This is a genomic window from Lentibacillus halophilus (genome assembly GCF_055395055.1).
In genome coordinates, this window is sequence record NZ_AP043750.1 from 2075603 (window position 1) to 2089552 (window position 13950).

Consider the following 13950-nt stretch of genomic DNA (forward strand, 5'->3'; position numbering starts at 1 on the left):
ATATATTACTCCTTCAAGATAGCATCGATATAGATTTCCGGCTGAAGCAAATCAGCGGATACGGATTCAATAAATGGGTAGATAAACTCCGCGCCTATTCCGAGGAAGACGGACAGCGCCAAGAGAATAACAATAGGAGCTATCCGCCCCTTTAACGAAATCGGTTGAATGGATTCGTCTTTTTCGCCCCAAAAGCTGTTGATGAAAATCTTCATAATGGAATAAAGAATTAAAAGACTCGCAAGCAGTCCAATAATAACAATGGCTATTTCTCTACTTGCCAAAGCACCTTTTAGCAACAGTAGTTTACCAATAAATCCACTGAATGGCGGGATACCCGCAAGGATAAACCCTGATAGGAATAACAGCCAGCCGAGAACCGGATAATAATGAATCAGCCCACTAACCTTTCGCAAATCGGACGTGCCGGCGGCATAAACGACCGTTCCCGCAAGCAAGAATAAACTGGATTTTATAAACATGTCATGAATCAAATAGTAGATGGACCCACTTAGCGCAAATTGATTAAAAACACCAATCCCCATTAAAATGAAGCCGATAGCAGGAATAATATTGTAAGCAATAATTAATTTAATATTATTTGTCGACAAAGCACCAATAATACCGAAAATCATGGAGAGTCCTGCGATCCAGATAAACATGTCATGTGTCAGTTCAACGTTATGTACGAAAATTAAAGAAAATACACGGATGATGGAATAGATGCCCACCTTGGTTAACAGGGCTCCAAATAATGCTGAAATAACCGGATTGGGTACGGCATAAGAGTTGGGCATCCAATAATACAAAGGAAATAGCGCAGCCTTGACGGCAAAGACAAAAAACATGAGGATGCCAATGGTTGTCAGAATCCCCTGTTGATCGACCTCATGTACACGCTGGGCAATCTGAGCCATATTAACAGTGCCGACGGTGCCGTAAACGAAGGCGACCGCTGTTACAAACAGCATAGACGAAAATAGGTTAATGAATACATATTTAATGGATTCGCGCAACTGTACCTTATCCCCGCCAAGAACGATCAGGGCATAAGACGCCATTAACAACACTTCATAGAAAACAAACATGTTGAATAAATCGCCGGTCAGAAAGGCGCCGGAAACACCGGATATTAAAAAGAAAAAGAACGAATAAAAATAGTACGTTTCTTTTCTATCTGTTAATGAGTGGGGGGCGTAGAACGAACAGGCTGCTGCAACAATATTTGTTGTAAAAACAAGAAGTGCAGCCAGTTTATCGGCAACCAGAACAATGCCGTATGGCGCCTTCCAGTCTCCGGTTTCCAAAATAGTGGTACCATTGGTGAAGACAACCCATACTAAGGCACCGGCTAAGATTAAATTGAAAAGGATAAAAAGCTTGGACAGCGGACGGACCCATTGCAATTTCTTTGGAAAAAACGCCAGGATAATGCCCGCAATCAGTGGTGTAATGATAGGCAAAACAACAAGATTATTCATTTTCGTTACCCCTTAATTGTTCCATATTATCTGTATCGTTTTCGTTTGCTGTCCGGTATGCAAGCACGAGGAGCAGGCTGGTAATCCCAAAACTGATCACAATTGATGTCAGTATGAGCGCCTGTGGCAACGGATCGGTATAGGGGCCGCCTTCTTCTGTTAATATTGGTGGCGCTCCCCGTTTTAATTTTCCCATGGTCAGGATGAATAAGTGGGCACCATGACTCAGCAGGACCGTTCCAATGATGACCCGCAACAGCTGTTTTTGTAACAAATTATAAATGGCTGTGCTAAATAAAACACCAGCCAAAATGGATATGATAAACTCCATTTATTTTGCCCCCCTATTGTTTTTCAGTTTGATGAGGCTGTAGATGGCAAGTGCTGCAATACCGAGAACCGTTATTTCAAATAGGGTGTCAAGGCCACGCATATCCACAAGAATAACGTTGACAACATTATCGCCGCCACCGAGAGAGTGTGATGTTTCCAAAAAGTAATCGGAAATAGAACTGAACCAGTCGCTGCTGTGGGCGGAGATGCCGATCAGTGTCATCAGAGCACCGAAACCGATGGACACAGTGCCGTTGATCCATCGTGTACGCACCTGTGGCTTTTCGTTACGCAGTTTCGGCAAATGATAAAAGCACAATAAAAAAAGTGCTACGGAAATGGTCTCAACCACAAGCTGAGTCAACGCCAAATCAGGTGCCCGGTAGATAACAAATAAGAGGGAAACTCCATACCCGACAACACCGGCAACCAATATAGCCCCTAGGTTATGTTTTGTAAAAATGGTTCCAACGGCAGCAGCAATAATGACAAGAACGACAGCTATTTCAGTGATGGTGACATCGGCGAGGTTGCTGAAATCGATGGTGAATCCACCTGTTGCCAGCATGAACCCAAACGTGATTAAAAATACAGTGCCCAGAATAATAGCCATATAACGACGCAGTGACCCTGTCATAATAAACGTATTAATATGTCGCGATCCGTTGTCCAATTGGGCGATGGCAGCGTCGTAAATATGGTTGGCACTTGCCCGGCCGGGAACAAAACTATAAATCATGCTCCACTTCCGTCTGGTTGAAACGAGAAGAATACCAGCGGCCACAACCACAAGCGACATTTGAAAGGCAGTGGAACCAAAGCCATGCCAAAAGGTGATTTCTTTGATAACCTCCGTTCCGGCGACGGATTCTGCTGCATGGGCAATAAATGCTCCATTGAATGCGTTGGGAAACAGCCCAATGATAATAACGCCCAGTACCAGAACAAGGGGTGCTATCAGCATTCCGACAGGGGCCTCATGCGGACGTTTAGGCAGTTTGTCCAGCTGCTTTTGGCCCCCAAACGTGCCAAACAGAAAATAGAGCGAATAGACAAACGTAAAGATACTGCCAAACACGGCCAGATACGGAATAACTTCCACAAGAAAGGTCGTTATAACATGCGTCCCTTCTGGAAGTTTCAGTGTAGATTTGAAAAACAGTTCTTTACTGTAAAAACCGTTAAGAAATGGCAGAGGAATACCTGCCATGGAAAACGTTCCAAAAAGGGCTAGTGCCGCGGACATTGGCATAAGCGTCATAAGTCCGCCAAGATTGCGTATATCACGTGTTCCTGCTTCATGATCGACTATACCTGCCACCATAAACAGACTGCCCTTAAACGTGGCATGGCAGAGGATATGAAACACAGCAGCAAAAATGGCCAACTTTGTACCGAAGCCGAGCATAGCCATGATCATACCCAGTTGGCTGATGGTTGAAAAGGCCAAAATAGCTTTCAAGTCTGTCTGATGGACGGCCATGTATGACCCCCAACATAATGTGACAATCCCTGCGATACTGACGATAATAAAAAACCATTCGAAACCGGCAAAAATGGGTGAAAACCGCGCCACCAAAAAAAGTCCCGCCTTCACCATGGTGGCCGAATGCAGGTAGGCGCTTACAGGCGTCGGTGCTTCCATCGCGTCTGGGAGCCAAATATGAAACGGGAATTGAGCTGATTTGGTAAATGCGCCCAGCAATATAAAGCCTAGGGCAAGCGGCATGTAAGGACTGTTCATAATAACTTCTGCATTTTGAATCATGATTTGAATACTCGATGTTCCTGTCATGACCGAGAGCAGAATAAATCCGCCAAACATGCTTAGTCCGCCCAAAACTGTTATAAGTAGGGATTTCAACGCACCGTATCTAGATTTTTCGTTAAAATGCCAATAACCGATCAGTAGAAATGATGAAATGGATGTCAATTCCCAAAACGTGTACAGCACAAAGATATTATCGGATAACACGATTCCAAGCATTGCTGACATAAACATCAACAAATAAACATAAAAATGACCGAGCCGCTCCTGACTATCCAGATAGTAAATGGAATATAAAACCACTAGGGCGCCGATTCCGCTGATAAGCAGTGCAAATAAAAGACTCAAACCATCAAGGTAAAAGTCAAAATTGATGCCGAGAGACGGTATCCAGTTGTACGATTGTCGCATAGGCTCAAAATTTGTACCAACAAAGCGGATAAAGTAAATAAAGATAGCTGATGGGATAAGGAGTACGGGAATACCTGTATGTATGTTATGTTTCATTTTGCTGATGAAAGGTATAAGACAGGCTAATAAAAGTGGTATAAGTACGACGTATAGCATTCGGTAAAAATCCTCCTCAAGAATAAAGGCAGTTTGTCTATTGTATATGTAGTTTAAGCCAGTGTTTTTGTCAGCATCATGGTCAGCTTATCATACTCCTGTCATGGAGAAAACAAAAAACTCCTGTCGATTTGATGACAAGGGAATTGGCGTCGATGTTGGTCAGTTGTACAATTTCATTTTATGCGTCAAATTCCTTCTGCTGATTTCTCTCTCAATAAGGTATATAAAGTCGGGGCTTAAGTTTAATTCGTTCGCTTTGTAATAGGCTTCCAAAAGCAGTTCATCTGACAAGTATTCCATGAACAGACCCCTCCTAATGAGTTGAACGGTTGCTGTAAGTCGTGATGATAGTTAACAATTTATCACGAAATAATAAACAGAACAAGCATTCTGTTATCCACATATGGATGTAGATAACTTGTGAACAAACATGAGAGGTGGGCGAAAAATGTTGATATATCAATGTGGATAATGTGTATGCAACTATCCACAACGCGAAACATGCGCGAAATTGTCGAACGTTTTTAAGCATAGGAGCTACTTGGTATAAAAATTGAAGGATAAAAAAGAGTTCTCTATATGGAAAGGTACCATTAATATACGTTATAATAGGCAAATGTTGTATGTTTTATTACAATTAAATGAAGAATGAACGTTTTTCAAAAAGGAAACATACCATTTGAAATAGAATCCATAAGAGGTGTGAATGGGTTGTTTAAATTACTATTGCCGAATCAGCACGTCAACAGTATTTTTGATATTCATCCGGCTGAACTGCAAAAAAACGGAATTAAAGGGATTATTACGGATTTGGACAATACGCTTGTCGCATGGGACGTTAAAGATGCAACACCGGAAATAACAGAATGGTTCAGACGGATGGATGACCATAATATAAAGGTGACAATTATATCTAATAATAAAATGGAACGGGTGAAGATATTTTCTGAACCGCTTGGAACACCATTTGTATTCAGTGCAAGAAAGCCGCTCAGCCACGCATACAAACGTACAACCCAAGAAATGGAATTATCGAAAGACGCGGTTGTCGTTATTGGAGATCAGATTCTAACGGATATTCTCGGCGGTAACCTTGCCGGATTTTATACCATCCTTGTAACACCTATTGTACAGACGGATGGGAAGGTTACCCGGTTTAACCGGAAAATTGAGCGTAAAATTTTAAGTTATATGCGCAGGAAGGGTAAAATAACCTGGGAGGAGTAACTATGGAAAAAAAGACTTGTCAGGGCTGTGGCGTTTCGATTCAGACAACCGACCCGGATCAGGACGGCTACACACCGGAAAGTGCACTCGAAAGGGATACGGTTTTATGCCAGCGTTGTTTTCGGCTGAAGCATTATAATGATATACAGAATGTGTCCCTGTCTGACGATGATTTTTTGGGAATGATCCATGAAATGAAGAAACAGGAAGGACTTGTCGTTCATTTGATCGATATTTTTGACGTGCAAGGGACAATTATAAAGAATTTGCCACAGATGATTGGTGACAAGCCGATTATATTGGCGGGGAATAAAATGGATTTACTCCCGAAATCGACCAATCGTCGAAAATTAACCCAATGGCTGAGGTCAGAAGCCAAAAAAGCGGGTGTACCGGTTAAAGATGTTTTTTTAATCTCATCTGTCAAAGGGCATGGTCTGGCTGATTTAACAGAGGCTATTGAGAATCGCCGCAACCGGAAAGATGTATACATTGTAGGAACGACGAATGTGGGAAAATCGACGTTTATTAATAAACTGATTGAGAAAACAACCGGTACAGATAATGCGATTACAACGTCTTATTTTCCTGGAACAACACTGGGTTTTATTGAAATTCCGCTTGATGAGACGTCATCGTTTATCGATACACCGGGTGTTGTCAATAAAGAACAAATGGCTCATTATGTTTCCGGCAATGATCTAAAAGTGATCACACCAAAAAAAGAAGTCAAACCCAGAGTTTATCAGTTAAACAGCCAACAAACTCTTTTCATTGGGGGATTGGCACGGCTTGATTTTCTTCAGGGCGAACGCCAGTCATTTGTTTGTTATTTCTCCAATGAACTGGCCATCCATCGAACAAAACTGCAAAAGGCGGATGATATTTATCAAAAGCACCTTGGGGAGCTTCTATCGCCACCTGACCATGAGACACTGGCTTCTCTTCCGGATATGCATGAACAATCATTCCGCCTGGATAATGAAAAGAATGATATTGTATTTCCCGGGCTCGGATGGATTACAGTGCCAGGAGACAATGTGATGGTATCTGCACACAGCCCGGAAGGCGTGCGGGTGTCCGTAAGAAAATCATTTACGTAGGAGGTTGCTAAATGCAATTACAACTCGGTCTCATCGGTTATCCTGTTCAACATTCCCTCTCACCCTGGATTCATAACCAATTTCTTGAAAAAGCAGGGACAAGCGGAACTTATTCGTTGTTTGAAATTAATCCTGATTCATTTGAAGAAGAAATAAAGACGTTGAAAACGAGAGAACTGAACGGGTTTAACGTAACGGTTCCGTTTAAGCAGCAGATTATTCCCTATCTTGATGAATTGGACCGAAAGGCGGAAATGACAGGTGCGGTCAACACGGTTGTCAAACGTGGCGGCAGATGGATAGGATACAACACGGATGGAGCGGGTTATGTATTTGGACTGACAGAAACGTATCCAACTGTTTCCAAACACACCGTGGACAGCATATTAATTATTGGAGCAGGCGGTGCTGCACGTGGCATATATCAAGCGTTGGCTGATGAGGGATTTGCTCATATAGACATAGCCAACCGGACGCGGTCCAGTGCGGAGGCAATTGCTGCATCAGGCCCTGACAGTGTTCGTACAACCGTCTTGGATTTGACAAAAGCCGAGGAAAACGTTGCTGATTATGACCTGATTATTCAAACAACCGCTGTTGGTATGAAGCCAAATACGCACGATCAGATTATGTCACTGGAGCGTTTGCGCGCAGACAGCATTGTCAGTGACATTATTTATCAGCCGATCACTACCCGATTTCTGCAGGAAGCACAGGAAAAGGGGGCATCGATTCAACAAGGGCACACGATGCTTTTATATCAAGCGCAATACGCATTTCAATTATGGACCTCGGAAAATGTTCCGATCGATGATATGGAAAATCAATTAAAAGAGAAATTGGAAGGAAGATAATATGCTGACCGGAAAACAAAGACGATACTTGCGTTCCTTGGCACACCACGAAAAGCCTATTTTTCAAGTGGGCAAATCAGGTGTGAATGATCATATGACAACTCAAATTAGCGAAGCTCTTGAAAAACGGGAACTTTTAAAGGTGGGTCTTCTGCAGAATTGTATGGAGGATAAGCATACTGTTGCCCACAAACTTTCCAATGGTACCGGAAGTGACATTGTCCAGATTATTGGACATAATATTATCCTTTACAAGGAGTCACAGGACAACAAGCACATTCATCTGCCATCAAGGAGCCAGCCATGAAGTATGTTGGACTATTGGGCGGTACATTCGATCCCCCGCACATTGGCCATTTGATCGTCGCTCAGGAAGTTCGGGAAACGTTGGGGCTTGACGAGGTATGGTTTATGCCGTCACAGCAGCCTCCTCATAAACAGCGTGCGGCTGCTAAAGCCCCGGATCGTGCAGAGATGGTCAGACGAGCCATTGCTGGCAATGGTTATTTTCACATAAGTACCGTTGAAATGGACCGTACAGGCAAATCATTCACATATGATACAATTATATTGCTGATGGAAAAACATCCTAATGTTTGTTTTTATTTTGTTATCGGAGCCGATATGGTGGAATATTTGCCGAATTGGAAACATATTGACAAGCTGATGGAAATGGTACAATTTGTAGGCGTGAAACGAAACGGATTTAATATAAAAAGCACTTATACGGTGACGGAGGTGGACACGCCGTTGATCAATATTTCGTCAACGGATATAAAAATGCGTATTGGCCGCGGGCAATCCATCCGATATTTGGTTCCGGAAGGTGTAAAGAACTATATAAAGGAGAACCATTTATATGAAGAAAGATGAAGCCATTGATATTGTAAGACCTCACCTTAAACAGGAACGCTTGGAACATACATTGCGCGTGACTGACACGGCTGTACAATTGGCGGAGAAATACGATGAGGATTCGGAAAAGATAGAATTGGCAGCCATTCTGCATGATTACGCCAAATATTTTCCACTTGAGGATATGAAACAGCTCATTAAAGAAAATGATCCAGCCAATGATTTGTTGGACTATCATCATGAATTATGGCATGGACCGGCAGCATCGGTTTTAGTCGAACAGCGACATGGTATAACCGATAAGGATATACGAAATGCCATATATTATCATACAACTGGAAGAGCCGACATGAGTCAGATGGAGACCATTCTGTTTGTGGCTGACTACATTGAACCAGGGCGGTCTTTTCCAGGGGTTGATGATGTAAGGGAAACGGCGCAGACAAACTTATACCGAGCAGCCTGGATGGCACTCAGAAATACCATTCAATTTTTGGTTGGTAAACATAATACCGTTTATCCCGATACATTCTATGCATACAATGATTTAACAAAACGTCTAAATGCTGGAGGTAGCGACATTTCATGAACAGTAAAGAAGTTATTCACCAATTGGCACAAACGTGCGATGATAAACAAGCAAAGAATATAACAGCGTTGGATATGCGCGATGTTTCCCTCGTAGCTGATTATTTTCTCATCTGTCATGGCAATAACGAGCGACAGGTTCAGGCCATTGCCAGATCGATTAAGGATGTAAGAGACGACATGGATTTGCCATTGAAACGAATGGAAGGGTTTGAACAGGGACGCTGGATTCTAGTCGATCTGGACGATGTCGTTTGTCACATTTTCCATAAAGATGATCGGTTGCATTATAATTTGGAACGATTATGGGGGGATGCGGAACGGATTGAGCTTTCCGTCAACAATGCAGGCGATAGCTATGACCTATGAGCAGATGGCGTATTATTATGATCTTTTAATGACGGAAGCCCCATACGATCAATGGAAATCATTCACTGAAGCCATGATCGAACAGACGAAAACATCGGTTTCTTCGATTATTGACTTAGGATGCGGGACCGGGCAGATTACGACTCGTCTAGCCGAATCGGGTTATCATATGACAGGTGTGGATTATTCCAGTGATATGCTTACGGTAGCCAAACAGCGCGCGGACAGCGAGCGGGTGCCAATACAGTTTATTCAGCAGGATTTACGAATGCTGGAAGGATTCCCCCTATATGATGCGGCCGTCAGTTATTGCGACGTCTTAAATTACATAACCGATGAAGAAGAGCTTCGTACCGTCTTTCAACGTGTGGCCGGTTTACTGCGCACAGGGGGGTTATTCATTTTTGATGTCCATTCGCTTCAACACGTACATAATTATTACAAGAACCAAACGTTTGCGGATGTTGATGATGACGTCGCGTATATATGGTTTTGTACACCTGGTGAAAGGGAAGGCGAAATGCATCATGACGTAACTTTTTTTGCCTGGGACCATAGCAGCGGCCATTACATTCGATTTGATGAATACCATCATCAACGAACATATTCCATTCATTTTTACAGGCAATTGTTGGATGAAGCGGGTTTTACAATACGTCATGTATCCAGCGATTTTTTAGAAGAAAATAATGCCATTGACGCGGAATCCGAGAGACTATTTATCACTGCTGCGAAACGGCCGGATGATTAACAACGTCCGGTCGTTTTAAAACGTTCACAAAAAATCAAAATAAAAAAGGATTTTGGCGGGTGATGTCGAATAGGATGAGTATACCTCTTTTTTGACTATCCTCAAACTCTTCAAAGGACGTGATGCCTCTTGTTCCATCCGCTAAAAAAATATCTATTTCCCATCATTCTTGTGTTGGCTGTTGCCGTCTTTTTATTCTGGAACATGGATAAGACCGGCGACGTAGATGTGGAAAAGCATACGGATGCTACTGAAAACGACACGGATATGACTGTGGACGGTAAAAAAGATGATCAACCTACTGCGATCATCGTGGACATAAAGGGTGAAGTCGTTGATCCCGGTGTTTACGACGTTAAGCCGGATTCCCGTGTTCATGATGTGATTCAAATGGCCGGCGGTTTCACCAAACAAGCTGACCGGACCACTGTCAATCTTGCCCAAAAAGTCCAGGACGAGATGGTTATTATGGTTTCAAGTAAGGCAAACAACAATCAAGTATCCCCATCGTCCCCTGAATCCGCCTCTGATAAAGTTCGCATCAATAATGCAGACCAAGCAACTATGGAAACGTTAAATGGAATCGGCCCCTCAAAAGCACAGGCTATCATTCAGTATCGTGACGACAATGGATTATTTAAAAAAGCTGATGATCTCCTAGACGTATCAGGCATTGGTGAAAAAACGTTGGAAGCATTAAAAGATGATATTCAAGTTCCTTAGTCAACCGTTTGCAACTGCTGTTTTACCTGCAACGAGCGTTATTGACGAATGGAAAAAAGCAGTTGTAAACTGACGATATAGTGAAAAGGTGGTAAACAATATGAAACGAATTTCATGGGATCAATATTTCATGGCACAAAGCCACTTGTTGGCTATGCGCAGTACCTGTACCAGGCTGATGGTCGGCGCTACCATTGTCAGGGATAAACGAATCATTGCCGGAGGATATAATGGCAGTGTCTCCGGTGGTGTCCATTGTATTGATGAAGGGTGTTATATTATTGATGGTCATTGTGTCCGGACCGTTCATGCCGAGGCAAATGCCCTGTTGCAATGTGCCAAATTTGGAGTACCGACGGACGGTGCAGAGATATATGTGACTCATTTTCCGTGTCTTCAGTGTTGCAAACAAATTATTCAAAGTGGTATCAAGGCCGTTTACTATGCCAACGATTATAAAAATCACCCATATGCGCTTGAATTGTTCGATGATGCTGGCATACATACAAAAAAAGTGGCGTTGACAGAGTTGTCAATCGATGAAAATTATCGAGAGAAAGAAACCTATATACAGAAGCTCTTAAAGGAATTGGAGAGGCAGACAGATGATCAGGAAAATTTGCAGACCTTGAAAGCCGAGGCTGACGCTCTTTTCCGATTATAGGTGCCCCTTATGCGAGGTTATTGGTATATTCCCGCATTGGGCATAATCAGCAGTTTATTGTCTATTTTATTCCAACATGTATGGATTATTGGGATATTCACCCTTTGGATCATCTGGCTCTATGCCCGCAAAAAGCTGGGGAAATGGCTCCTTATTATTTCTCTGGCCGCCTCCCTGCTCGCCTTTTTCTATCTTCCTGATCTTAATGACCCGCCACCGGACCTACCGTACAGCCAACAGCAGCCTATTACAGGACAGATAACAAGTCCAGTGAATAAAACAGAGACGACGGTTGACTTTACTTTGACTGATAATGGCACTGGAAAGGATTTTTTAATTACTTATTTCGGTGATGAGCTTGTGGATGAATCTGTGAAATTCGGAGCTTCATGCACCATTGAAGGTACACCGGAGCTTCCCGAAACAGGCAGGAATCCCGGACAGTTCGATTATCGTAATTACTTAGCTTCCCAAGGAGTATATTATCAGGTGATGCTTGATTCACCGGATGCTGTTACATGCAGTGGAGGGTCGATCATAGAGCCTATTTACCAGCTGCGGTCCGACTTAACGGAATATATCCATCAAAAGGTAAGTCCGAAGACAGCCATATGGCTCAATGCTCTTGTGTTGGGTGATGACAGTGGAATCAGCGATGAAACAAAAGAACGTTTCCAGCGCTGGAACTTAACTCATCTCTTAGCTATTTCCGGTTTGCATGTTGGACTGATTGTCGGTTTTCTTTATCTTTTGCTGGTGACCTATGCAGGTATGACAAAGGAAAAAGCACAATGGACGGTCATGATGTTTTTGCCGATTTACGCATTTCTCGCTGGCGGTGAACCATCCGTCTGGCGTGCCAGTACGATGGTGCTTTTATTCATACTGGCGCGCAAGCTTCATTGGCGAAGCAGTACATTGGATGTGCTGAGTATTGTTTTTATTGCGCTCATTTGCCTTGATAAATACATCGTGTACCAAATAGGTTTTCAATTATCATTCTGCGTTACGTTTGGACTGCTTTTATCAAAGGATTGGATAGCTGCGACGACGAATTCCTTTTTCTCTATTCTTAAAATAAGCTTTATTTCACAAATGATGATTCTTCCACTTCAAGCAGCGTATTTCTTCACCTTCCAACCTTTATCCATTCTAGTGAATACGGTTATCGTTCCTTATTTTACCCTGTTTGTTATCCCGTTAATGTTTGCTGTTTTGTTGCTTGCTCCCGTTGCAGGATTCCTTCTTCCGTTATTGGATGGTCTATTCGTTCAGATTCATGATTGGTTCCTTCTGTTTATGCAGTTGGTTGACCAGGTGGCGTATAAACCTCTGATTATTGGGTCGATTCCGCTCGCAGGTACCGTGTTATACTACATTATTTTCGTCTCGTTTATGATGAAAGCAGAAGCGGCCCGTCACAAAGCAGCGTTTGCGTGGGGATGCAGCTTGACACTTCTGCTCATCATCATTGTCAGTAAACCATATGTATCCCCTGATGGGAAGGTGACCATGCTTGATATTGGTCAAGGGGATGCCATCGTTGTTGAGCTCCCTTATCGGAAAAGTGTTGTTCTTATCGATGCTGGAGCAACAACCGATTATGATACAGGAGAGCCCTCTGAAAATGTTTACAAACAAAGGATTAAGCCCTATTTGCTGTCACAAGGCATTGGTAAATTGGATGCAATTTTTGTTTCGCATGGGGATATGGATCATGTAGGAAGTTTGCCGTATATAACTGCTGACTTCCCAGTCCAATACATTATTACTAGCCATTATGATTCGCTGGACGATTCGGTGCATGAAACGGTAAGAGGTACTGAGACAGACATCGTCCGAGTTGAATCCGGGGACGTTTTGACCATTAGTGGTCATGAGTTTAAAGTTTTGTCGCCGGATGAGGACAATGGATCTCCTAATGAAAATTCGCTTGTTCTATATTCGGAATTGGGTGGAAAGACATGGCTTTTTACGGGGGATATAGGAACAGAAACGGAAAGTGGCATCATCCGTGACTATCCAGGTTTACAGTCTGACGTTTTGAAGGTGGCTCATCACGGAAGCGGAACATCGACAGATTCAGCTTTTCTCAAAGAAATTCAACCCGCTTACGGGCTTCTATCCGTGGGCGAAAATAATATGTACGGTCATCCGGATGCTGACGTCATTCGTTTATTGAAGAAGGAAAACGTACAAAAGCTCAGAACGGATGAAGACGGAGCGATACAGTATCACTTCAGGGGGAAGGAAGGAACATTTTCCACGTTTTTGCCATAGGCTATAAGTGGCTGATGAAAAAAAGACTGCCGGCAGCAGTCTCTTTTCATCGGATAATACAGTCAACCTAGGGTGATCATGTGTGTCGTGTCGCATTCCGGAGATGGTACCAATGGCCAATCATGACCCTAAAACATTGAATATAACACCGATAGCAAAAATCAGTACAAAGAAAATAAATGAAAATCCAAACCCTTTAATGGAATCAACGACATCATTATTTTTTGATTGCACGTCCTGCTCAAATTCGTTCATATCCATCCCTCCTATACAGTTAACAGTTTAAATTAAATACATAAAAAAATCCACTTGTAATCAATAATGTCACAAAAATAAATGGCTTCATTAGAAAGACTTAACAACCATATTTTTAGTAAAAACGGT

Annotated in this window: 16 protein-coding genes; 11 read left to right on the forward strand and 5 right to left on the reverse strand. The window is 42.6% G+C overall.

Translation table 11 applies throughout. The features are described from left to right. Positions 1-5: 5 nt before the first annotated feature. From ACZ5Q7_RS10155 to ACZ5Q7_RS10170, 4 genes are all read right to left on the reverse strand, one after another. Positions 6-1481, reverse strand: coding sequence for a Na+/H+ antiporter subunit D (locus ACZ5Q7_RS10155; RefSeq protein ID WP_343752706.1), 1476 nt, complete (start codon positions 1479-1481; stop codon positions 6-8). Next, entirely contained in the window at positions 1474-1812 is a 339-nt protein-coding gene (locus tag ACZ5Q7_RS10160) for a Na(+)/H(+) antiporter subunit C (protein WP_343752708.1), read from the reverse strand. Before ACZ5Q7_RS10160 ends, ACZ5Q7_RS10155 begins: the two co-directional genes overlap by 8 nt. Then, a complete protein-coding gene (locus ACZ5Q7_RS10165) occupies positions 1813-4149 on the reverse strand; it encodes a Na+/H+ antiporter subunit A (RefSeq protein WP_343752710.1) in 2337 nt (778 codons plus the stop codon). A 162-nt stretch (positions 4150-4311) separates the two neighbouring features. Next, positions 4312-4452: a sporulation histidine kinase inhibitor Sda gene (locus ACZ5Q7_RS10170; protein ID WP_343752712.1), complete on the reverse strand. Its 141-nt coding sequence runs from the start codon at positions 4450-4452 to the stop codon at positions 4312-4314. 411 nt (positions 4453-4863) lie between these two features. Between ACZ5Q7_RS10170 and ACZ5Q7_RS10175 the strand changes: the two genes are divergently transcribed. The 11 genes from ACZ5Q7_RS10175 to ACZ5Q7_RS10225 all read left to right on the forward strand — a co-directional run bounded on the left by ACZ5Q7_RS10175 (position 4864) and on the right by ACZ5Q7_RS10225 (position 13566). Further along, the gene (locus ACZ5Q7_RS10175; protein WP_343752714.1) at positions 4864-5379 is read left to right on the forward strand and encodes a YqeG family HAD IIIA-type phosphatase; all 516 of its coding nucleotides are present in this window, start codon (positions 4864-4866) and stop codon (positions 5377-5379) included. A gap of 2 nt (positions 5380-5381) precedes the next feature. Continuing rightward, a complete protein-coding gene (gene yqeH / locus ACZ5Q7_RS10180; RefSeq protein ID WP_343752717.1) occupies positions 5382-6482 on the forward strand; it encodes a ribosome biogenesis GTPase YqeH in 1101 nt (366 codons plus the stop codon). An 11-nt stretch (positions 6483-6493) separates the two neighbouring features. After that, positions 6494-7336: a shikimate dehydrogenase gene (gene aroE / locus ACZ5Q7_RS10185; RefSeq protein ID WP_343752719.1), complete on the forward strand. Its 843-nt coding sequence runs from the start codon at positions 6494-6496 to the stop codon at positions 7334-7336. 1 nt (position 7337) lies between these two features. Continuing rightward, entirely contained in the window at positions 7338-7643 is a 306-nt protein-coding gene (gene yhbY / locus ACZ5Q7_RS10190; RefSeq protein ID WP_343752721.1) for a ribosome assembly RNA-binding protein YhbY, read from the forward strand. After that, on the forward strand, positions 7640-8209 hold the full coding sequence (locus ACZ5Q7_RS10195; RefSeq protein ID WP_343752723.1) for a nicotinate-nucleotide adenylyltransferase: 570 nt from the start codon (positions 7640-7642) through the stop codon (positions 8207-8209). The genes yhbY and ACZ5Q7_RS10195 overlap by 4 nt, the downstream gene beginning before the upstream one ends. After that, entirely contained in the window at positions 8196-8780 is a 585-nt protein-coding gene (gene yqeK, locus ACZ5Q7_RS10200; RefSeq protein ID WP_343752725.1) for a bis(5'-nucleosyl)-tetraphosphatase (symmetrical) YqeK, read from the forward strand. Before ACZ5Q7_RS10195 ends, yqeK begins: the two co-directional genes overlap by 14 nt. After that, positions 8777-9148 carry a ribosome silencing factor gene (gene rsfS, locus ACZ5Q7_RS10205; RefSeq protein WP_343752727.1) on the forward strand — a complete coding sequence of 124 codons (372 nt, stop codon included), beginning with the start codon at positions 8777-8779 and terminating at the stop codon, positions 9146-9148. Before yqeK ends, rsfS begins: the two co-directional genes overlap by 4 nt. Then, positions 9105-9899 carry a class I SAM-dependent DNA methyltransferase gene (locus ACZ5Q7_RS10210; RefSeq protein WP_464432853.1) on the forward strand — a complete coding sequence of 265 codons (795 nt, stop codon included), beginning with the start codon at positions 9105-9107 and terminating at the stop codon, positions 9897-9899. Before rsfS ends, ACZ5Q7_RS10210 begins: the two co-directional genes overlap by 44 nt. Positions 9900-10028: 129 nt before the next feature. Next, positions 10029-10622, forward strand: a complete 594-nt coding sequence (locus ACZ5Q7_RS10215) for a helix-hairpin-helix domain-containing protein (RefSeq protein WP_343752731.1) — start codon at positions 10029-10031, stop codon at positions 10620-10622. 100 nt (positions 10623-10722) lie between these two features. Next, entirely contained in the window at positions 10723-11286 is a 564-nt protein-coding gene (locus ACZ5Q7_RS10220) for a ComE operon protein 2 (RefSeq protein ID WP_343752733.1), read from the forward strand. A 9-nt stretch (positions 11287-11295) separates the two neighbouring features. Further along, complete coding sequence (locus ACZ5Q7_RS10225; RefSeq protein WP_343752735.1) at positions 11296-13566, forward strand: DNA internalization-related competence protein ComEC/Rec2; 2271 nt, start codon at positions 11296-11298, stop codon at positions 13564-13566. A 120-nt stretch (positions 13567-13686) separates the two neighbouring features. On the opposite strand, the gene ACZ5Q7_RS10230 is transcribed toward ACZ5Q7_RS10225, so the two are convergent. Next, positions 13687-13821: a YqzM family protein gene (locus ACZ5Q7_RS10230; protein WP_343752737.1), complete on the reverse strand. Its 135-nt coding sequence runs from the start codon at positions 13819-13821 to the stop codon at positions 13687-13689. Positions 13822-13950: the final 129 nt, after the last annotated feature.